The sequence below is a fragment of the Micromonospora echinospora genome, assembly GCF_014203425.1.
GTDB lineage: Bacteria > Actinomycetota > Actinomycetes > Mycobacteriales > Micromonosporaceae > Micromonospora > Micromonospora echinospora_A.
In genome coordinates this window covers 409,478-429,879 of the sequence record NZ_JACHJC010000001.1, presented here as the reverse complement: position 1 = coordinate 429,879, position 20,402 = coordinate 409,478, and the positions used below count along the sequence as shown (strand labels likewise).

The window sequence follows — 20,402 nt, the reverse complement described above, 5'->3', positions numbered from 1 at the left end:
CCGTCAGGCGGTCTGTTCGGCGGGTGGGGCGGAACCGGTAGACGCTCTGTCTCTCGCCGCGAGGAGTGCCGCCTTCCACTGGGCACGTTGCGACAGCGCTTTGAGGAGCCGGTGTTGCAGGGGTGGTAGGTCGGGGTCGTCGGGTCGGGCGAGTTCCCAGGCGTATGCGGGTGGGTCGTCCTGGTCGACGGCGTCGGCGTCGGTGGCGCCGACGGTGATGCCGAGGAGGTTGCGGACCCAGGCGCGGGCGTCGGCGCGGTGGTCGGCGAGGGTTTTTCCGGACCAGTCGCGGGAGACGAGGATGCGTCGGCCGCCGATGCCGAGGGTGGCGCGTTGGTGGACTTTGCCTTTGCAGCGTCCGGCTTGCAGGCGTCCGTGTGCCTTCTTGGGTTGGATGCCGTAGAGCAGCCAGTTGGCGCACCGCTCGTTGCACGGGGTCACCCGCAGTTCGTGCCAGAGCCGGTCGAGGTGGTCGCGCTGCCGGTCGGTGTCGGGCTTGTGGCAGTCGGCCGCGCTCTTGGTGATGTATTTGGTGATGTAGCCGATGGTGCGGTTGGCGTGCACGGTGCCGGGGGTGACGCCTTCGGCGTGGACCTGGGCGCCGAAGCGGACCACGTGCGCCGGTTGCGCGTCGGGGTCGGTGTCGATGAGGTCCAAGGCGTCAGCCCATCCGGTCAGCGGCTCGCGGGTGTCGGGGTCGATCCACTCGGCGCGGTCGGTGTCCCAGACGGGTGGCCGGTCGAGGGTGTAGACGGGTTCGTCGGCGGGCGGCCACCAGACCTGGTGGTAGGTGGCGGTGGCGACCTGCCGCAGCACCGTGCGGGGGATGGTGCCGCGGATGGCGAAGTGGGCGTGCGGGGCGAGCCTGCGTTGGGGCTCGACGCAGCCGGCGTACTGGACGTTCCAGCCGACGCATCGGCGCAGGTTCTGCCAGAACCGGTCCAGGAGCCGGGCGAAGTGCACCGCATCCCACGCTGCCCGCCGGTAGTCGTACGCGGCCGGGTCGACGGGAGTGCCGTCGGGCAGCACCCGCCCATAGCTGTCCAGGGTGAGGGACAGCCACATCGACGGCCGATGCTGCGTGCCGTCGGGCGCGGTGTAGACCTTGCCCACGGTGCGGGGTTCGACCTTCTTGCGGGGCAGGTCGGGTGCGTCTTGGCGGCGGCGGGTGGAGCGCTTGCGCCGGCCGTGGTTGTCGTCGTCGGAGTCGTGCGAGGGTGCGACGGCGCCGCGGAGTCCTTCGGCGGCGATGGCTTCCTCCACCTCCCCGATCGCCTCATCGATGGCGGGGACCTGGTCGAACTGCGCCGCGCGTTGGGCCTCATCGCGGGCGAACTCCAAATGAGCCCGCAGCAGGATCAACTCGCGTTGCGCGTCTGTGGCCGGGTTCGGGCCGGGCGCGGGTTCGTCGGCGCGGTGCCAGCCTTCCCGGATCTGCGTCTGCCGCAGCCGGCGAGCGCGTTTCGCGCACGGCTCGCACTTGTCCTCGCGGGTCGAGCCGCACGGCAGGTCCACGACTTCGGTCAGACCGGTGTGCAGGTCGGTACGGCGCAGGGTGACCGGGTGCAGGCAGACGCCGTACTCGGCGGCCATCTCCGTGACGATCTTCCGCGACATCGGCAGCGCGAAACGGGCCGCACGGGTGCCGGGCGTCGGTGTGGGCTCAGCCGCAACGGTCACCGGGTCGGGGGTGAGGCCGGGCAGGGTCGGGGTGTTCATCGGCTCACCTCCCGGGCGGTGTCGGCGGCGACGATCAGGCGGCCGACCGTTTCGGCGACCTGGGGGACGACGGCGTTGCCGAGGGCATGCAGGTGGGAGGCAACCAGCCGCTTGGGAAGCCCATGAGCCACTCGACCCACGGCGGGTTCAGGTAGCCACCGGTCTGCCCGCGTAGGGCTACTCGTTGTTCCAGGGCGGGGGCGTCGGGTCGGTAGTGCGGTCGGTAGGTGCAGCGGTTGTTGGCCATCACGGCGCGGGGTGTAGGCCACCAGGAACAGACGTTCGCGTGTGTGTGGCGCACCCAGGGCGCACGCGGATAGCACCGTCCAGTCCGCATCGAACCCGTCTTCGGCCAGGTCACCGAGCAGGCGTCCGAAGGCGTGGGTATCGCGAAGCAGAGCTGCGACGTTCTCCACGAGGACGTAGTCGGGTCGTACTGCGCGAACCATGTCACGGAACCAGGGCCAGCCCCAACGGGTGTCTGCGGTGCCGCGGCGTAGGCCGTAGGCGGAGAAGGGCTGGCAGGGGAAGCCGCCGGCGACCAGTCGAACAGCGGGACGGGGACGGGAGCGCCACCAGGTGGGGGCGGTGCAGACGTCGTCATGTTTGGGGACCTCCGGCCAGTGGTGGTCGAGCACGGATCGGCAGAACGGGTCGGCCTCGATCTGACCGACGCAGGTCATCCCGGCGCGGTCGAGGCCGAGATCCAGGCCACCGATTCCGGAGAACAGCGACAGGTAGGTCAGCGGCGTGCTCACGGCGCTACCTCCAACTCGAACAAGACAGCCTGAACAGGGGTGATAGGGGTGCTGCGGGGTGGACCGGCGTGCCCGGCCCAGCGACGGGCGGCCGACTCGTGCCGGGCACAGGCGGTCTCGGCGCGGTAGCGGCCGGTACCCGGACGGCCGGCCTCGACGAGGGCGATAGCCCGGCCACAGCAGCGCGCGCAGTAGACGGGCCGAGCCGTGGCGGTCAGTGCCGGCATCCCGAGCAGTGCAGCCCGCCGCAGGTCGCCTTGCGACGCAGCAGCAACACGGCCAGGACGAGCAGGACCAGGACTACGCCGACGACGGCGGGCGCGTTGCGCTGGACGGTGTGGGCGACCTGGGTCGCGAGGTAGCCGATTCCGGCCAGGGCGCCGACAGCCGTGGTGGTGATGGCGGTGGCGGCGATGACCCGGCCGCGGCGCAGCCGACGCACCGGCGGTGGGGCGGGGCGGGCGGTGTCGAGGAACCGCACGGTGACCGTGACCCGGCCGTCAGCGTGCTGGTGGGGGCGGTCGGCGAACATCAGGCGCCCCGACTCCCTAAGGACGGCGAGCGCGGCGGCGACCTCGGTCGGGGTGCCGACGATCCGGCGGGTCAGCGTGGTGGGACGGGTCCGGTGGGCAAGAGCGGTGCGGGCAGTGGACGGCATCACGGGTTCTCCTGCTCTGGCTCGGTCGATGTCCGGGGGTGCTGCGGCGCGGTCGAGGGTGAGTCGGCCGCGCCGCAGCAGTGGTCGGGTTATCGGCGGGGGCGGGCGCCGTGGGGCTTGGCGAGGTTGCGCATGTCGGTGTGCCGCCAGTAGGGGTCCTTCACGTCGACGTACTCGATCGGTCCGTTGCATACGACGCACGTGTCCGTCACCGGCGGGTGCTTGGGCTGGTTCATCGGGTCACCTCGGAGACGATGTGGCCGTTGCGCGGGGCCTGGACGACCGACGACACGAGCGCCGACCGCACCGGGGCGCCAGCCGGGGCCGGGGTCGGAGTCGGGGGCGTGAAGACGGGCGCCGGGGCAGTCGGGACGCTGACGGGTTCGGCGTCGACGGGCTCCCGAACGGGGGCCGGGGCCGGGGTCGGCTTCACCGCGGCGGGTGCGGGGGTGGGGGTGCCGGTGAAGACGAGCTTGGTCAGGGCCATGAATGCCAGCGCGGGCAGTGCGGACAGCAGCCAGCCGGAGGGGCTGGCGTCGGCGACGGCGAGCTGGGCGGCGAGGGAAAAGGAGGCGAAGGCGAGCATGAGGAACACCGGGTAGCCGATGGGTTGACGGCGGCGTCGGCGTCGGCGGATGTCGAGCAGGCAGGCGACGGGTACCAGGTCGGACAGGACGGCGTTGGCCCAGCCGAAGGCGTCGGGGGTGCCGTCGGGGACGTGGCGCATGGTCCAGTCGTGGACGTGGGAGAACGACGCCCACCCGGCGGTCCCGGCGACGATGAGGAGGATGAGGACCAGGACGACGGCTTCCAGCCGGTCGGCGTTCAGGTAGCGGCGCATCGGGTCACCTCCCGCTCAGTCGTCGGGGTGGGGCGCAGCCAGGCGTGCAGGTTGCGTAGGTAGACGGCGCCGTAGACGAAGCAGGAGGCGAGGAAGCCCCACTGGCGGGTGGTGATGGCGTAGGCCAGCCACAGTCCTTGGGCGGCGAGGCCGACGGCCCAGCCGGTCCAGGAGCGCTTACCGGCGAGGTAGAGGCCGGTGACGCCGACGGCCATGAGCAGCCACGACCAGATCTGCGGGTTCACGCCGCCCACCCCCACGCTTCGGCGTCCTCGGCGGCGATCTCCGCGTGCTGGCGCAGCGCCGCGGCGATCACGTCGACGGCGTCGGGGTCGGGTGCGCAGTAGGGGCAGGACTGGTCGGGATCGACGTGCAGCAGGTCGAGGCAGGTCCGGCGGATCGGCCGGCGGTTGAGGCGACGAGTACGCATCACGGGCTCCAAGCAGGTCAGCGGGTGGTGGGGTTGACGTGCACGCGGATCCACTCCGGCGGCTCGCCCGTGGACGCCACGGCTTCGGACAGGCAGCGCCACAGCGCCCACGCCTCCGCAGGCGTCAGATACATCCGCCGACGACCGGCGCCGACGGCGATGTAGAGGTCGGCGTCGGGGGTGACGCGGACCGTGACCGGCACCGACGCCTTGTCGACGTGCGGGGCGCGCAGCCGGTAGAACCGCCGCGGCTCCTGCTCCTGCTGGTCGGGATCGTCGGCGTAGGGCATCCGCACCGGCGTGCCGTCGGGGATCTCGTGGTGGGTCATCGGGGGTCACTCCCGTTCGTGCTGTTGAGGTCCAGGGCGTTGAGCAGCGACGGCGGCAACAGCGGAGCGCCCTGCTTCGGCGTCGGCCGGTAGGTGGTGTGCCGCCCGCTGCCGGTGCTGGTGCGCGCCCTGGGCGCCGACTGGACGGCGGGTTCCGGCTGCGTCTCGGGCGGGGCCGGGAAGGTCGCCGCCATGTCCCGGATCACGTCATCGGCCACGTAGGAGAACCGGACCCGGGCGGGTTCGGGCTGACCGTCGAGCAGCACGTAGGCCACGCCCTTGCCCGACAGCGGGATCTGATCCGCCAGGGCTCCCCGCTCGCGGGCACCGTCACCGAGCAGCAGATCGACGTGACCCCGCTCGGTGAGCCCGAGAGCGATGCGGGTCGGGAACAGGTCGCGCACGGAGACGACTTCCTTGCGGGGGTCCTGGGTGGCGGCGACGACCAGGACGCCGAGCCCGGCTCCCTGCGACAGCAGCAACCCGAGGGCCTGCGTGATCCGGGTACGGATCTCGGAGTCGGGCAGGTAGGCCAGGAGCGCGGCGATCTCATCGATGACGACGACGATCAGCGGCTCATCGACGGTGGGGGTGTGGACGCGGGCTTTGCCGCGCAGGATCTGCTGCCGGGCGCGCATCCGAGCTACGGCGTCTTCGAGCAGGTCGGCCATGCGGGACCAGTCGTCGTCGACGTAGCGGGAGAACAGCGGCCGGCCGATCGCCAGTTCCATGCCGCCCTTCGGGTCGATCGCCCACACCCGCACCAACCCCGACCGGATCCCCGCGGCCAGGGAGCGGAGCAGGGACCAGATGACCGAGCCCTTGCCCATCCGCGTGGCGCCGCCGATGAGCACGTGCGTAGCCAGGAGCCGGAAGCAGTAGACGGCCAGGTCTTCCCGTAGCCCCAGCGGCAGGGCGGTGAAATCCGGACGGGCCGGCACGGGCAGCGGGGCGACGATGCGGGTCAGCGGGTCGCGGCGGATGAACACCAGCCACACATGCCGGGGCCGGTCCCGGAACCGCACCCGATCCACCAGCCGCAACAGCCAGGCGAGACGCCCGGACCGGTGGGGTACCGGGTGGCGGCGGGTGGAGAACACCCGGCAGTGCCGCGTACCGAACGAGTACGCCAGATCCCGAGCCGCCTTGTGCCACACCTCCGGGTTCTGACCCTTCGGCATCCGCAGCACCAACTCGTCCGTGGCGTAGGAGCAGCGCACCGACAACAACGTCGGTACGACTTCGCCGCCGTCGTACTTCTTCACCAGCCCGCACAGCGACATCACCTCGTGCCACTGCCGCCGATACACCCACAACCGCCGCCACAGAGAGACGGCGCGGAGGACGACGTGGCGGTGGAACGAGTCCCGGCCCCGCCACCACCAGCTCCCGCCGACAGCGGCGAGGACGACGGCGGCCAGGAGGTGAAGCCACCAGCCATGCGCCCGGTAGACGTTCACGGCGAGCAGGACCAGGGCCACGGCAGGCCAGGCCCGCCAGTGCCGCACCACGAACACACCCAGCCGCACCACCGCCACGGCGAGGCGGAACAGGAGGAACAGGGCGGTCACGGTCCAGAGCAGCGGCCACGGAGCCGAGATCTGGAACCGGCGGAAGTTGACCAGCGGCGCCCGCACCATCACGCCACCGCCTTACGGTCGGCGTTGCGCTGCTCGGTCCACGCCTCGGCGCAGACCTTGTGCACCGGCTTACCCGCCGGACTCCGGCAGATCGCGGGCTTACCGCAGATGACACACGGAACCGGCTCGCCGGCACCGGCAGTACGCGTCCAGTCCAGGACAACAGGCATGATGAACCTGCCCTTCCAGGCCGAGAGGGTTTGAGAGGGCAGCGGGGCGGTCAAGCTTTCCTAGGGCCAGGACCGCCCCGCGCCACCAACAGGAATCAGGCCGCCGTCACGGCCGACAGGGACTCACGCGCGTCAGCCAGCACACCGGCCAACCGGTCGATCTCGCTGCCCGGCAGGAACAAGGTCACGTCACCACCGACCCCACCGATCTGCACCGCCACCCGACCCTGCGTCGGGTACAGCGAGAACGACAGCTCCGTCTCCGGCTTCACGTGCACGTTCGCCGTCATGTGCAGCCCCGCCATCACGCGGCCTTCCCACGCGACTCCGCCAGGGTCTTCGGCGCCACCAGACCGGTGGCCCGGTAGGAGAACGCCAACCGACCGTTGCTGCCCACGTACGGGGTCACCGTCAGGCCCTCGAACTCCACCGGCTGGAACGGACCCACCGGCGGCACCGGCTGCACATCGGCCAGGATCTTGATCGCCACCTCACGCGACCGCGACCCCAACTCCGGGTCCATGTCCATCACCCGGCACTGCCACACCCGCTGCCCCGTCACCTTGTCCTTCGCCGGCGTCCGCTGACGAGTCGCCTCGTTGAAGTCCTGCGCCTCCGCAATCGAGTCCGGCACGAACACCGCACCATGCGGAAACACCGCCTCGAACGGAACCGAGAACCGAGTACCACCACGAAGAGCCACGGATTCCTCCTTCAGCGCAATGCGCTTTCTGCTCAGCCGGACCCATCCGGTAGAGCTTGTGCACCAGACTTGACCTGCCTGGCTAGCCAAGTGGCATGCACCGAGGTTAGGCCGCCTTGGCTAGTCAGGTCAAGAGTTGGAGTAGGAGTTTCCTAGCTTGGCTAGTCAGCAGGTAGCCTTGACGGGTGACCGAAGACCTGGACTACCTGGGTGAACTCGACCCCGATGACCCGAAGCAGGCGTCACAGCAGATCGCAAACAAGCTCCGGGCCGCGATCCTTACGCGCCGACTGGCGCCGGGCGACAAGTTGCCGTCGCAACCTGAACTTGCTTCCCGCTACGGGGTGGCACGGGAGACCATCAAACGAGCGCTAGAGGTGCTCCGCTCAGAACGCCTCATCATCACCCGGCAAGGCAGCGGCGCTTTCGTTCGCGCCCAGACGCAACGGGCAGTGGAGCTACGTCCCCACATCGAAGCAGCGTTCGAGCGAGCCCACGTCACCATCGACTTCGCCGGCTTTTCTGGCGAGACCCTGCGAGACGCCCTGGCCGAGGTGCTGGACAAGGTCCGCGTTGGTCGCCTCGCCCCGGAGACGATCGCAGTACGTGTGCTCGTCTCCGACATGTCAGTCCCCATGGCGCTACCCGCCAGGGCTGAGACACAGTCTGACGATCCGGCCGTCCGGGAACGAGCTGACCGCATCACCCGCAGGGCTGTCGACGGCATTGTTGATCAGGTTACGGAGCTAGGCGACCTGGGCTTGATTCGTTCGGCCACGGTCGAGGTGCGGATGCATCGAGGTTCACCGCAGTTCAAGCTCTACGTCCTCAACGGTGAAGAGGTGTTCTTCGGCTTCTACCCCGCCGTCGAACGGACCGTCACCATCAAGGGCGAGCCCACCGCCATCTACGACCTCATGGGCAAGGACGTCCCGCTCTTCCACTACGCCGTCACCGACGACGACACATCGCACGGCACTCAGTTCGTGGAAGCGTCCCGCCAGTGGTTCGACTCACTGTGGTCGACCATCGCCTATCGGCACGAAGGATGACCGCCAGCCTGGAGCAGCTGTGCCGGGATGTCCGCGCATTGCTGCTCGACTTCGACGGGCCGGTATGCAGCATCTTCGCCAACTACCCAGCACCACAGGTTGCGAGGGAGCTCCTGGACCTACTAGTGAGCCAGGGCTTGGCGCTCACGAACGAGCTAGCCGAAGAATCGGACCCGCTGGAGGTGCTGAGGCACACCGGCAGCTCGACGGATCAGGAGTTGACCCGACTCGTCGAAGACGCCCTGATCGCAGCTGAGGTGGAGGCGGCATCGACGGCGGAACCGACCGCCTACGGGCGAGAGGTCATCGTGGCCGCGCGCCAGCTGCAGCTGCCAATCGCGGTGGTCAGCAACAACTCGCCCCAGGCAGTGGACGCCTACTTGAGAGAGCACCGACTGAGCCAACATGTCGCCAAGACTGTTGGCCGGGCATACGCCGATCCCTTGCGTATGAAGCCGAACCCGACGCCCATTGTTGACGCGGCGGCATCCCTTGGAGTCGTTCCGGCGCTGTGTGTGTTGGTCGGCGACTCGCTCTCCGACATCGAGGGAGCGAAAGCCGCAGGCACTCGTGTGATTGGGTACGCGAACAAGCCCGCAAAGGTGGCGGCGTTCCAAGAGGCGGGTGCGGACGCGGTGGTTACATCGATGCGGCAAATCGCGCAGGCCCTCATGCAGGTCGAGGGTCTTTGATCTTTCCTGGTTGCTTCGTATCGTCGGCAGATGATGACCATGGGGGAGGAACCCCACGGATGGCGACCGCACCGAGTCCGGGCAGCGACAAGGCCAGCGCGGGGATGGCCCTGGGTGCTTGTGGCACTCGTGGGGCTTGCCTGCGTCGGCCTTGTTGCTGTGCCCGCGTCCTGGGCGGTGCGGAAGCAGCTAGAAGCGGAGCGCGGTGAGGCGACGCCGGAAGCGGCGGCCACGCTTTGGCTCCTGAAACTCAGTGCCGGTGACGAGCTGGGGCTGTCGCGGGTGCTAGCCGGCCCCGTTCACGACGAGCTCCGCCGGCAGTGGCGCGACTACCGCGCCGAGATAACCAGCACAGCCCGGCCGCCATCGAAGTTGGAGAGCGTGGGGCCGATGACCATCGAGCATCAGGGCAACGGCCGGGCGACGGTGGTGCAGCAGGTACGCGCGGTGTGGTGGGACGGCCCGCAGATCCTCGCTGGCGCCGACCACCCGTGGCAGTGGAAGCTGCGCAAGGACGACGGCGGCTGGCGCGTGTGGTCGGTAGAACTGCCTCCGTGGTGCGGGACGCATGTGCGAGCCGACGTCTGCCGGCATGGGGACCAGGGGTGAAGGCAAGCCTAGGGACCTAGGTTTTGCTGCTCCGACCTGAAGGTCCGACGGAGTCGGTCGGCCGGTCGTAACGGAGAAGGTAACCCGCTGAAGACATGACCGTTGAGGTATCTAGACGGAGTGAACGCCCGGGTGCAAGCCGGGCGTTCTTTGTGACTCCGTTAAGCGGTACATCTGGTCAGTAGGGAGTCAGCGTGACCGTACAGCCAAACGAGCAGGGAGACAATCAGTCACGGAACCGTCACTCGGTGATCATTGATTACCTCAAGACGGCTCCCGGTGTTCTCCAGGGCGCAGGAGTTCTTCTGGCCGCTCTGACGGGGCTGTTGGCCCTGTTCCTGCGGTAGTCAGGTGGGGCCGGGGTGTTGTCTCCCCGGCCCCTTCCGGCCCGATTAGTCAGTTTGTGCTGTCCCGCAGGCTCGCTCCGCGCCGTCAGCCGGGCAAGGCCCCCCGGCGCACCTCGCACGTCGCCTGTAGGCGATGGTGTGAACTGAGCCGCGGAGGAGGTGGGAGCCTGAGCAGGTCGGTTGAAAGAGGACCGGTGCTGTCGGTGTCGGCGGAGTTGGCAGGCGACCGCTCACGGAGCGGACGAGGCAGTCACCTTCACGCACGAGATGAGCCGCAGCGGTCTCCCCGAGGCGATATCGGACGACGGCACGGAGTTGCGTTCGTGCTGGCCGAGTCGACTCGGAGTGCAGCCGGTGATCTGTTGCCGAATTAGCCTGTACTGGATCAAGCGCGCTCCGCGCGGCGCGGGCCGGGGCGCGGCAAACGGCTCCTGCGGAGCCGCCGCCCCGGCGCAAGGGCGCCGGGGCGGAAAATCAGCCGGCCCGAACCCCACGCCCCGCCCCGCGCGTCACACCTGGGTCAGTGAAGTGACCCGGTGACGAATCCCGAGGACGACCAGTACCAGGCGGACTCCTTCCACCCGATGCCGACGATCCCGAAGCAACACGAGACCCGGCAGGCAACCGCAGCGGACGAAGTTGCCGAACGGCGCCTCACGATCGCCCAGGCCCAGGATGAGAAAGGGGTGGAGGTGGTGTGAGGGTGGTGGGGTGAGGGAGGAGGCGGGGTTAGATCTGTGCCTCCGGCGGGGGCCAGACGACTCCGAGATGGAGTTGCCGAACGGTTCCGGTCGGAGAGTGGTTGAGGTGGGATGCCATCCCGCCAGCCACCGACCCAGGCAAACCGAGCAGACCAGGGCCAGGGCGACAAGGTCGTTCGTCCAGTTGGGCGCTCCACCTTGTCGCCCTGGCCCTGGCCCGCTCCACGATGTGTGGGTCGGCGGCAGACGGGATGGCATCCACGCGAATGAGGTTCGTCGCAGGCGTCAATACCTGACGTCGGATGAGGTCGATTCAGGCTGTCGGCTGAGCTAAGGAAGATCTTCCGGGGCATCGGGCTCACGAACAACTATGAGGCGTTCGTCGTAAACTAACTTCCGTGCTCGCTTAATGGCCGGCTTGCCGGTAGGCGGAAGCCCGGTAAGCACCGCGTGCGCGGGATCGACCTTCAATGGCCTATTACTCTCGGTAACCGGATCTCTCTTGATGCCGAAGTTCGCGTCGCGTGCTGCCTGCGCGGGGAAGCACGACAACCCGTATCCTTCATGGCCCTCCAGGACATCCTCAGGGAGAAGGTGTAGCTCGTCCAAGACGGACCCGAGGTAGATCGAAACTTCCGTATCCTCTTTTGAGGGCGTGAGATTGCCTGATGACGGCCAACGGCGGCCACGATTTTCGTTATAGGGCGCCTGGCTCGGAGGGATTCGGCGGTAGCAACGGTCGCTGCCGTCGATGGATCTATCGTCCTCGGGCAGTTCTGGCATCAGTCGCAGTATGCGTGTGTCAAGAGCCCAAGCTCTTTGCTAAGACGGGCGCGGGGGTAACGCTCCTCTTCCCACTCTCGCACACCCTCTCGGCACCATGCGGTGACTCGACCGTCCGGCTCAATATAAATCTCTAGGTCAACGCCAGCAACGTGCCACTCCAGCTGGAGGCCGCCGTCGGAAATTGGGACAACGCTCGGAGGGATCGAGTCGTCTGCCATCGTCTCGATCAGAACCATCATTGCCGCACTTGCAGCCTCAAGGGATGCGGGAACGCCGCCTTCCCCGTCCCAGTTCTCCTCGAGACTCAGGGCCGAGGCCATCCTTTCGAGTGCGACACTCACCCATGGCGGCAGGGCGTGACGCGACCAAACATCCTCGCCAGGAAGTGCGGATACTTGCACAGTCGGCCCCGGCCGCCGAGTCAGCGACGGCATTCGCAAACGCCACAAACTACTGCCCGTCGGCAGGTATGCCGCAAGGGTCATGCGATCCTCCCCCAGAGTTGGTGCGCTTCCTCGGTGGTGTTTGCAGCGAACCCTCGGACTATCTGGTCATGCCCTTCGTCGAAAAACCCCATTAGTGGTGCGAGGCCCGGCGAATGACGATCCCGCTCGTAAGGCTCTCCCCTGTAAAGGAGTGAAAGACGAAGGCCCGATTCATGATCAGCGGCAACTGGCTCAGCCTCAATGTGTAGGCGGGCGTAGTCGACTCCACCTCCGGCGTCTCGGGTGCGGAAGGTGATTCGTTGTGAGACGCTTACCGCCGATACCTCTGGCTGCACTAGATTCTTGCCACTGTAGGGCAAGGGAACAGCGCTCCCGAGGGCATCGGGACGCACTCCATCGGGCGTCGGGATTTCATTAACGTACGAGATCTCAGCCTGGCTAACCTTGATATCTGCACCGCATGTTTCTTCAACGAAGTTGTTGAAGGAAACGACATTCTGAACAAAAACCTCTCGCAGGGAAGAGTACTGAGGGTAGTCGACACCGTCGGTTCTCCTCCACGCGCAAGCGAAGCGATCTCCCTGGACCTGCACGAGGCTTGATCGATCAGCCGAAGTGAATATGACCATGGGGATCGGAGGGCGTTCCATTAGCGCGAATTGAAACTGCATTCCCAGTCGATGCCCTCTAGCGAAGTTCTCCATCTGGAGCGGAGCCGGCGCCCTCTCCTCAACCTCTGGGTACCTATCCCTAAGAAGCTCGCGGAGGCGCCCAAGGTCCACTGCGCGCAATTCGAGCTGCTTAAACTGGAGCGCCATGCTTACTTCACGCACTGGCGGGCGTTCGAACAGGGGCAGGTCAGCAGTGCGGGTGTAGGACAGCGTCTGGTCCACCATGCATCCCTCCCGAGTTGTTCCGGACACAAGCCGCCACATACCCCGAGGGTAGCGTAGCGCCCACTGTGTGCCTCCGTGGTTTCTTGTCGGATTTCGCCCATGGTGCGCGCCTAAGGGTGAGGTACAACCTCCTGGAGGTCAAGAGTCGCACCCCCGTTGGGCGTTGCGTCGCGGCCGTAACGATCCGGCTTCTGGCGGTGCATAGGAGGGGTTGCCGTGGCGGCAGCAGGACGGGCCCGCGAGGGGCGGCTGCCGGCCCGCGTGTACCCGCCGCAACGTCTGACATGGCTCAACGCACAAGCTGGCCCCTGCCTGATCCTGGAGCCAACGTCGCGTAGGAGTGCCGCAGGTCATGGAACCGGAGCCCGGGCGGCAGGGCCTGGCGCATTGCGGGGACGCTTCCAAATCCGAGCCCGAAACGTTCCCCGCTTCAGTGGCTCGCCAGTCCGGGCGACGAAGATTGACCCGTCGGTGCCCGTCTCGAAGGACTGCCGATAGTAGGTCACGCCTGGACGACGAACGGGGCAGCGGCACAATCCGCCGGCCAGCTTGTGACTTCGGATATGGCTTGAGCGTCACATGACTGGACGCCTCCTCCGCGACCCGCACTACCCGGAGGACATTCGCGGCCAGGTCGACGGCGTCCCAGCGCAGCCCGACGCACTCGCCCCAGCGGAGGCCGGCGCCGGCGGCGACCAGGGCGCGATACCGATCCGGGACGACGGGGAGGATCTGGTCGAACAGGTCCGCGCGAGAAATGGCCAGCTCGTCAGTGTCCATGCGCCGCCGAGCGCCCGGCATCAGGCCGCTTGCGTCAGGGAGCTTACTGAGTAGCCGCAGTCCGCCTGCTACTCGCTGATGTAGGAATCATCGGGGTGTGGGTAATCAAAATTCCGCTCCCCGAATCGGCGGAGGACGCGAATCGCCTGCCGCCTGGGGTATCCGCTCGCAGTTAGGGTGAAAGTCGAAAGAAGTGCTACGGCGCTGCGACGATATGATTTGTGCTTAAGGGCAATTCGTTCGACGGCTAGGATGCCGGCTACTTGCACCACTTGGGAGCTGTTCGACATCTTGTCCGCGGCGGTGTCGAACTGGGAGTTCAGGCGGTCAGTCTCTGAGTTGAAGTGGCTCCTGAAGGATAGGATCAGAGCACCCGCGCCTGCCGTCCCGGCGAATAAGGTAATGCCAGTCTTCACCGCATCGAACCGCAATTGTGCTGCCGCGCCCTCCGGTGCTTTAGATGCCTCCCTGAACATGAGCCACGTCGCGGCAAGTGTAAATCCGAGGGCAATGAAAACGGTTAACGCGATCAGTAGCCACGGTACCGGCTTGATGCCTCGACGGATCTGGATGAACCGCCAAATTCGATATACGACTAGCGCGCCTATTGCGGCGACCGCTGCGATCTGCTGAGGTTCGGTAAGGACGGCATCGGCTGAGGCTTTGCCGCTCGCATACCACTTTTCTGCGGTGCTGGTGGCTGATTTCCAATTGTCGTAGGCGCAACAGATAACGAAGATGGCTACGAGCCAGAAAGCTAGGCCGTGACGAAGCCCCTGGTTTCCATCTTCGCTGAACCAGTTGAGGAAGCGGGCGGCGTTTCGCTCCCAGGCAGGCTCGTCCTCAATCTCCTCGCCGACTTCGTTAGCGTCTTCGTCAGTGGGGTCGATCGGAATTTCTCGGTCGTGGTCGCCGGCTCTGCTCGTCACGAGGCTAGTGGCAGTGACTTCAGCCGCGCCGTCAAGGCATCTGGCGTAAACCTTACTTAGCGCTCGCCCGGCGCCGTCGTGGCGTCCGACTCTCGGAAGCTGAGTCCGTCTGGGCTGTACAGCCATCCGTACAGCCAAACCGATCGACGAACGCCACCCGAGAGCGACGGAACTCGACACAACGAGCAGTTCAGCAGTAGTACCGTCACGGGTCGACAGCAGGCTTGATCTTTGCAGTGCAGGGCGTCGCTAGGGGGCTCAAGCCCTGAGGCGTGAGCGCCCTATCGCTGCCTCGCCAGCGAAGGAGCTCCAACCGCGCGCTTTGGGAGATCGGTAGGGCTGGTCCTCTGCCGCTACCTTCACATAGTGACGACGCCCAAACAGATCGACCGCGTGGCATGGCTCGCGCTCGTCGCTGGTGAGAACCGCGAGCATGGCGGCAACGACGGCTACGACGACGAGCCCGCCGAGCACTACAGCTGGGACAGCTCGGTCCCGAACCACGCCCGAGTCAAGGTGGGTGATGCCATCGTCTTGTGGGAAGAGCGCGGGCTGATCGGGGCGTCGGTCATCGAGAGCATCGAGACAGCCGAGGTCGACAAGTGGGTGCATCGGTGCCCTGACTGCGGCAAGGCCGGCATTAAGAGGCGGCGCAAGCAGCCGCGACGCTACAGGTGCTACAAGTGCAAGGCCGAGTTCGACGAGCCGCGCAGTGAGCAGAAGAGGGTGACGGCGTATCGGTCGAAGCACGATCGTGGGTGGGTCGACCTGGCTGGCTGTCTCTCCGCTGGCCAGCTACGTCCGCTCGCGTACCTGCCGGACTCTCAGAACAGCTTCCGTCAGTTGAGGTGGGGGAACTTCGTAGGCGCAGTCCACGCATCCGGCCTCGACGTGTCATTGCGGGTCCTCGACGCCGCCGGCGAGCAGATTGCAGGTGGACATGCGCGAGCTGTAGTCAGGGCGCGTAGAGGGCAAGGCGCATTCCGGCGGGCGCTGCTGGATCAGTTCGGATCCGTCTGTGCTTTCACAGGGAAGGCTCCCGTGGATGCGCTTGAGGCAGCGCACCTCTACAGCTACGCGACCACCGGGAGACATGACAGCCGAGGAGGCTTCCTCCTGCGTCGAGACCTGCACCGACTGTTCGACCTCGGGCATATCGCTGTCCATCCCACGGAGGCGACGCTTGATGTCGCCCCTGCCCTGTTCGCCTTCCCGGACTACGCCTCGCTTCACGGCAAGGGCCTGGCGGTACCTCTCACTGCCGGCCACCGCCGATGGCTTCAGGAGCACTGGGCTGAGCACCGGACTTCTGTACCCCAGCCGCTCCCAGCCGTGTAGCGGCGCGGGTTGGGCCGCTGAAAGCTCAGCTGCGACCGGTTGTCTCGTCCTCGTGGCTGTCCAGTACAGCAGCGAAGTACAGCAACCGACCGAGCTGCAACAGCTAGGAAGGGACCACCCGGAGCTAGCTGAGACCGCTGCCAGCCGCAGTAGATCGCATCGCTCGGAGCTACGGATCAGAAGGTTAGGGGTTCGAGTCCCTTCGGGCGCACAAACGATCAAGGCCGTGACCAGCGGAAACGCCAGTCACGGCCTTGATCGCTTCTGCAAACTGGGACCAGTCTTCCCAGGATTTGGAATCTGGTGCTCCGATGGTGCTCCGTTGTCGGTGTGCTGTTCCGGCGGTGGTCTGTGCCGGTTGGTGCTGACCAGGGCGTTTGCGTGTCGCCTAGTCTGGATCATGGTCGGGATGCCGGTGCGTCAGGGTGCGGCCGCTGTCCACTGTGGCCGGGGTGGTGGATCTCTTGGGCCGAGGTGGGCGCCCGGACGGTCGGTCGCCGTTGACCTGGGCTGGCGTAGGTGACGAGCGGGGGTCGGGACGTCGACCCGGGGCGAGCATCGGCGGTGACGGCCGGGAGGTCCACGCATCTGATTGCCGCACGTGCGGCCGGCCCTGCGCGGCGGGCAACGCTAGCTCGCCTGGTGACGGGGCATCTCGCCGCGTTCGGCGCGGATGGCAGTGCACTGTCATGGCCGATGTGCGGATACTCGATCGAGCGCTGGAAGTGTCGCGTCAAGCAGGCTGGCTCGTATCCAGCCAGGGGCCTGCGTCCTATGGGCCGCTACCCATAACGCTCGCAAGCATCGCCGCCCCGGCAGCAAACGCTTCGACCGGTTCGAAGGTCGCTCGAGGCCGGCGGGGGGGGTCGCCCGCGACCGTGCGAGCTGGCGCGACCAAGACCGGCACCGCCGCCAGCGATCCTCGAGTCGGCGCCCTGTGTGGCGACGTGACCAGCACTCCGATTGACGGGATGCTTGGGCGTGGCCTTCGGCTTCACCGCTTGTTCTGACCATACAGGGAAGGCAAGTAGTTGCCGCTCCCCGAGGAGGTGAGGCGGCATGTCGTGGGCGAGTAGTAACCTGTCTGCCGCGGGATGCACCGATGCCTGTCCGCGCGAGGCGGACGTTGCGCCTGTGCGGCCTGGACAGGTCGGTGACGGGAAGGATCTCCATGCAACTCGTGTCGATTTCGGTCCACGGCTTTCGCAGTCTGCAGGACGTCGGCCCGATCCCGATCCGGCGCCCAACACTCCTGACAGGGCACAACGACAGCGGGAAGTCGGCCACCATCGACGCGCTCGCCTTCCTGCTGGGCGCCTCTTCTCTGGCCGAAGAGGACCGAACTTTCGAGGTGACCCGGATCGGAGATGGCGAAGCCGCGCCCTCCAGCGATGCCCCGGAATCCGTGCGACGGGTCGAAGCCACGTGGGTCGAGGGCGAGTTTCGCCTTTCGGACCAGGAGCAGGGAGATCTAACCCTGCCCGGCACCATCCTGATGCGTCGCCTCAGCAGTCATGAACTAGGGCCGCGCTTGGAGCTGCTGGTAGACGCGCCACTGGACGAGAACCTCCGGGACCTCGACGCGAAGCCTCTGTCCGACTTGCGAGCCACAGCGGCCGCCCTCGGGGTCACGGTCACGTCCGACGCGAGAGCCAAGAGCAGCTGGGTTGCGGCACTCGAGCAGTTCGCTCGGACCCAGCCATTCACCCGAGCGTGGATCCCGGCGCGCAAAGAGATAACGGCGGCTCTGCCGAAGTTCCTGCGTTTCGGTGACGCCGAATCGGCGGAGGCCGCAGTCCGGGTTGCCTTGAACAGCCGTTACAGGTCTCATCTCGAGGACGAGGATCTCAAGCAGCAGGTCCACAGTCTCGAAGACGAGCTCGGCCGGCGAGTACGCGAGGACGCCCAAGGGCTAGTTGACCACATCAAGCAGCGATGCCCGGACCTGGTGTCGGTGGAGGTCCAGCCGGACGTGTCCTTCACCTCCGGCCTCCGATCCACCAGAATCTTGCTGGCCCGCACTGATGGTGAGACCGTCAGCCTTAGCGCCGTCGGAGCTGGCCGTTCCCGTCGCATCAGTCTCGCTATCTGGGAGTGGACAAGCGAACTACTGCAGAGGGACGCCGGCAGCCACGCTGCCTCAGACGAGCAGCAGATCGTGCTCGCCTACGACGAGCCCGACACACATCTCGACTACATCCAACAACGTCGGGTGATGGCGCTGATCCGAGAACAGTGCGCGATCCCCGGGGTGTCGATGGTCATCGCAACCCACTCGATGAACCTTATCGACGGAGCTGCCATCGAAGACATCGTTCACCTACGACTCGACGGGGAACGCACCCGGGCGAGTCTGCTGCTGTCCGACCTCGACGACAACGCGAACGGCCAGTTCCTCTCGGACATCGCCACGGCCCTGGGACTCCGCAACACCGTCCTGCTGCATGAACGGTGCTTCGTCGGCGTTGAAGGTGCTACCGAGCAGCAATCCTTCCCGCTCTTCTTCCGTCTGTGCACTGGGCGGCCGGTACATGCGGCGGGAGTCGTGATAGTCGGCTGCCACAACAACGAAGGCGCTCTGAAGTTCATCGGATACCTCGCCCGCTCACAGCGGCAGGTAATGCTCATCGTCGACGCTGACAGCCGAAAGACGAACAAGATGTTCAGCGACGCAAATCTGGCGAAAGAGGGCATCGATATCCTGGGTCAGACTCGCTTCATTGGCACCCCGGACAAGGAACTGGAGTTCGTTTTCACAAACGAGCAGTGGTGCGCGGTGGCGAACTTGGTGTGGCCTCGCAACGACACCCGGAGCTGGGAAGCCAAGGACGTGGACGCGCTGCGATCCGGCAAGTTCAGCTCCGCCTTGCTGAAGCTGTTCCGGGAGGGAAGTGACAGCGGGCCATCCTCCAAAGCGGAGATGATGTATGAGATGGCGCGGAGCCTCAAGGCCGCTGCCGAAGTTCCCGCAGAGCTGTGCGATGCGTTCCTTCAACTGGAGAAGCTAGCCACTCTGGATACGTGAGGCACGGCGACTCAGCATCCGGGCCCGCCGCTGCGCAAGTGTCGGAGCTTCCCATCGGTGCCATCTCTTTGACGGTGTCCAACGCTGCCCGTGCTCACGTTCGGGGATGCCGCACCAGCGGCAAGAGTTGGGTTCCGGCGTCTCAGGGTGGCGTACGCGGTGCTCGATGGCCGTCACGTCGCTACCTCCCTCCTCCAACATCTCTACGATCGCACAGGGGTACGACGGTTTCTGCCGTCTGCCCGGCAAAGTTGCTGGTCAGAGCCTCCTCTGTCAGCGTGTTCATACTCTGCCGAAACAGATTATTGCCCGACTGACGACCGCCAGTAGTCAAACCTGCAGCAACCGAGCCAAACCGGCTCCGCCGGGCGAGGTCGGTTGTTGTTCGGCGGCGCGCAGCAGGCTGGTTGTTAGCGGCCTCTTGTTCCGTCTGCTGCTGTGCCGGTCGGCGGCCAGGACCAGGGCGCCGGTGACGTCGATGCAGCGGAACTACGCGGGTCAGCGCGCGCTGGAGTGGGAGCTGGCGCAGACCGATTCGGTGACTTCTTCGCCGGCGTAGCCGCCGGCTCGGAACTCGCGCAAATACTCGGCCAGGTCCGCCCGGGTCTCGCCGTGCCAGTACTGGCCGGTGATGTCGATCGCCACCGGCGAATCCTTGCCGAAGGGCAACTCGCCGGGGAATCACACTGCGAGACCTACAGCATCCCCGTCCGCGATTCGGCCACTACGCAGGGTGGCGGTTGTCTTGGCAGGCGTGGGCGTAGCGGCGAGGAGCGCCAGCGCTGCAGGCCACGCGTCGAACAGGTGATGGAAGGACGTCGGCCGGATCTCTGGTGGCCCGTAGTCGCGGATGTCCGGCATGATGACCGCATGGACGCCGAGGAACTGATCGCGCGCCATCCGCGGGTCTTCCACACGATGCCGGCGACAGCGTGGCCATCGGTGCAACGACACGGCCTTGTGTCCACGTGGCAACTGATCGATTTGTTCGCCCTCGACGCCGCCGAGCGTGACCGACTGCTGAGCGCCCCTCGCAAGCAGTCCACCGTTCTGCGCGCGCCCGGCCTGCCGCCGGCCGTGATCCGCGATCAGAAACCGATGAAATTCGTCGCGGAGAAGATTGATCCACACTCCTCGCTGACCGAGTACCTCGCTGCCATCAACTCCCGGGTCTTCTTCTGGGCCAGTGCTGAGCGACTGGACCGGCTGCGTCAAGCGAGGGAGTACCGCACCAAGGACCAGGTGGTCCTGCACGTCGACACCCGCGCCCTCGTCGAGCGACATGGCCCACGAATCGAACTCTGCCGGTTCAACTCCGGGGCCGTGACGCAGAAGAACCACCCCGTGCGGGGGCATCGATCCTGGCTGCCGATCGCCGACTACCCCTACGCCGAGTACCGCCGCCGGTATGGCCGCGATGGCGCCTTGGTCGAGGTCACCGTGTTGGACGGCGTCCCTGACATCCTCGACCTAACCGACAAGATCGAAGGCACCATCAACTGAGCCCCCCGGCCTTCGCGGTCACAGGACTGCAGGATTGCTTGCTGGTTGGG

At 66.5% G+C, this 20,402-nt stretch carries 23 protein-coding genes; 7 read left to right on the top strand and 16 right to left on the bottom strand.

From position 1 onward, the window contains the following. Positions 1-3: 3 nt before the first annotated feature. The 12 genes from FHU28_RS01980 to FHU28_RS01925 form a co-directional block, all read right to left on the bottom strand. Complete coding sequence (locus FHU28_RS01980; protein ID WP_184680301.1) at positions 4-1,719, bottom strand: replication initiator; 1,716 nt, start codon at positions 1,717-1,719, stop codon at positions 4-6. Then, positions 1,716-2,477, bottom strand: coding sequence for a DNA cytosine methyltransferase (locus tag FHU28_RS01975; RefSeq protein ID WP_311773504.1), 762 nt, complete (start codon positions 2,475-2,477; stop codon positions 1,716-1,718). Before FHU28_RS01975 ends, FHU28_RS01980 begins: the two co-directional genes overlap by 4 nt. Positions 2,478-2,691: 214 nt before the next feature. Then, positions 2,692-3,135 (bottom strand): hypothetical protein, encoded by a 444-nt coding sequence (locus FHU28_RS01970; protein WP_184680299.1) that lies wholly within the window; start codon positions 3,133-3,135, stop codon positions 2,692-2,694. An 89-nt stretch (positions 3,136-3,224) separates the two neighbouring features. Next, positions 3,225-3,371 (bottom strand): hypothetical protein, encoded by a 147-nt coding sequence (locus FHU28_RS01965; RefSeq protein ID WP_184680297.1) that lies wholly within the window; start codon positions 3,369-3,371, stop codon positions 3,225-3,227. Then, positions 3,368-3,976, bottom strand: coding sequence for a hypothetical protein (locus FHU28_RS01960; RefSeq protein ID WP_184680295.1), 609 nt, complete (start codon positions 3,974-3,976; stop codon positions 3,368-3,370). The genes FHU28_RS01965 and FHU28_RS01960 overlap by 4 nt, the downstream gene beginning before the upstream one ends. Next, the gene (locus FHU28_RS01955) at positions 3,961-4,221 is read right to left on the bottom strand and encodes a hypothetical protein (protein WP_184680293.1); all 261 of its coding nucleotides are present in this window, start codon (positions 4,219-4,221) and stop codon (positions 3,961-3,963) included. The genes FHU28_RS01960 and FHU28_RS01955 overlap by 16 nt, the downstream gene beginning before the upstream one ends. Then, the gene (locus FHU28_RS01950) at positions 4,218-4,406 is read right to left on the bottom strand and encodes a hypothetical protein (RefSeq protein WP_013477443.1); all 189 of its coding nucleotides are present in this window, start codon (positions 4,404-4,406) and stop codon (positions 4,218-4,220) included. Before FHU28_RS01950 ends, FHU28_RS01955 begins: the two co-directional genes overlap by 4 nt. A 17-nt stretch (positions 4,407-4,423) precedes the next feature. Beyond that, positions 4,424-4,735, bottom strand: a complete 312-nt coding sequence (locus tag FHU28_RS01945) for a spread protein (protein ID WP_260412828.1) — start codon at positions 4,733-4,735, stop codon at positions 4,424-4,426. Next, positions 4,732-6,375: an FtsK/SpoIIIE domain-containing protein gene (locus FHU28_RS01940; RefSeq protein ID WP_184680291.1), complete on the bottom strand. Its 1,644-nt coding sequence runs from the start codon at positions 6,373-6,375 to the stop codon at positions 4,732-4,734. The genes FHU28_RS01945 and FHU28_RS01940 overlap by 4 nt, the downstream gene beginning before the upstream one ends. Beyond that, the gene (locus FHU28_RS01935; RefSeq protein ID WP_184680289.1) at positions 6,375-6,545 is read right to left on the bottom strand and encodes a hypothetical protein; all 171 of its coding nucleotides are present in this window, start codon (positions 6,543-6,545) and stop codon (positions 6,375-6,377) included. Before FHU28_RS01935 ends, FHU28_RS01940 begins: the two co-directional genes overlap by 1 nt. 95 nt (positions 6,546-6,640) lie before the next feature. Then, positions 6,641-6,850 carry a hypothetical protein gene (locus tag FHU28_RS01930; RefSeq protein ID WP_184680286.1) on the bottom strand — a complete coding sequence of 70 codons (210 nt, stop codon included), beginning with the start codon at positions 6,848-6,850 and terminating at the stop codon, positions 6,641-6,643. Continuing rightward, positions 6,850-7,248 (bottom strand): transcriptional regulator, encoded by a 399-nt coding sequence (locus FHU28_RS01925; RefSeq protein ID WP_184680282.1) that lies wholly within the window; start codon positions 7,246-7,248, stop codon positions 6,850-6,852. Before FHU28_RS01925 ends, FHU28_RS01930 begins: the two co-directional genes overlap by 1 nt. 185 nt (positions 7,249-7,433) lie before the next feature. Here FHU28_RS01925 and FHU28_RS01920 point away from each other — a divergent pair, with 185 nt between their 5' ends. The 4 genes from FHU28_RS01920 (at position 7,434) to FHU28_RS01905 (ending at position 10,649) form a co-directional block, all read left to right on the top strand. Next, entirely contained in the window at positions 7,434-8,300 is an 867-nt protein-coding gene (locus FHU28_RS01920) for a GntR family transcriptional regulator (RefSeq protein WP_013283236.1), read from the top strand. Continuing rightward, positions 8,297-8,992 (top strand): HAD family hydrolase, encoded by a 696-nt coding sequence (locus FHU28_RS01915; RefSeq protein ID WP_184680279.1) that lies wholly within the window; start codon positions 8,297-8,299, stop codon positions 8,990-8,992. The genes FHU28_RS01920 and FHU28_RS01915 overlap by 4 nt, the downstream gene beginning before the upstream one ends. A 390-nt stretch (positions 8,993-9,382) precedes the next feature. Then, on the top strand, positions 9,383-9,601 hold the full coding sequence (locus FHU28_RS01910; RefSeq protein WP_184680276.1) for a hypothetical protein: 219 nt from the start codon (positions 9,383-9,385) through the stop codon (positions 9,599-9,601). A gap of 883 nt (positions 9,602-10,484) precedes the next feature. Next, positions 10,485-10,649, top strand: a complete 165-nt coding sequence (locus tag FHU28_RS01905; protein ID WP_184680273.1) for a hypothetical protein — start codon at positions 10,485-10,487, stop codon at positions 10,647-10,649. Positions 10,650-10,979: 330 nt separating this feature from the next. Here the strand turns inward: FHU28_RS01905 and FHU28_RS01900 are convergent, their stop codons facing one another. The 3 genes from FHU28_RS01900 to FHU28_RS01890 all read right to left on the bottom strand — a co-directional run bounded on the left by FHU28_RS01900 (position 10,980) and on the right by FHU28_RS01890 (position 14,486). Beyond that, positions 10,980-11,432 carry a hypothetical protein gene (locus tag FHU28_RS01900; RefSeq protein ID WP_184680270.1) on the bottom strand — a complete coding sequence of 151 codons (453 nt, stop codon included), beginning with the start codon at positions 11,430-11,432 and terminating at the stop codon, positions 10,980-10,982. Positions 11,433-11,916: 484 nt separating this feature from the next. Beyond that, complete coding sequence (locus FHU28_RS01895; protein WP_184680266.1) at positions 11,917-12,777, bottom strand: TIGR04255 family protein; 861 nt, start codon at positions 12,775-12,777, stop codon at positions 11,917-11,919. Positions 12,778-13,625: 848 nt separating this feature from the next. Further along, positions 13,626-14,486 carry a hypothetical protein gene (locus FHU28_RS01890; protein WP_184680262.1) on the bottom strand — a complete coding sequence of 287 codons (861 nt, stop codon included), beginning with the start codon at positions 14,484-14,486 and terminating at the stop codon, positions 13,626-13,628. 366 nt (positions 14,487-14,852) lie between these two features. On the opposite strand from FHU28_RS01890, the gene FHU28_RS32990 reads away from it, so the two are divergent. Both FHU28_RS32990 and FHU28_RS01880 read left to right on the top strand, forming a co-directional pair. After that, a complete protein-coding gene (locus FHU28_RS32990) occupies positions 14,853-15,824 on the top strand; it encodes an HNH endonuclease signature motif containing protein (protein ID WP_221453091.1) in 972 nt (323 codons plus the stop codon). A gap of 1,171 nt (positions 15,825-16,995) precedes the next feature. Further along, positions 16,996-18,849 (top strand): ATP-dependent nuclease, encoded by a 1,854-nt coding sequence (locus FHU28_RS01880; RefSeq protein WP_184680259.1) that lies wholly within the window; start codon positions 16,996-16,998, stop codon positions 18,847-18,849. Positions 18,850-19,347: 498 nt separating this feature from the next. Here FHU28_RS01880 and FHU28_RS01875 read toward each other — a convergent pair whose 3' ends face one another. Continuing rightward, positions 19,348-19,494, bottom strand: a complete 147-nt coding sequence (locus FHU28_RS01875) for a hypothetical protein (RefSeq protein ID WP_184680257.1) — start codon at positions 19,492-19,494, stop codon at positions 19,348-19,350. A 225-nt stretch (positions 19,495-19,719) separates the two neighbouring features. Between FHU28_RS01875 and FHU28_RS01870 the strand changes: the two genes are divergently transcribed. Continuing rightward, the gene (locus tag FHU28_RS01870) at positions 19,720-20,352 is read left to right on the top strand and encodes a DUF7002 family protein (RefSeq protein ID WP_184680255.1); all 633 of its coding nucleotides are present in this window, start codon (positions 19,720-19,722) and stop codon (positions 20,350-20,352) included. Positions 20,353-20,402 lie beyond the last annotated feature (50 nt).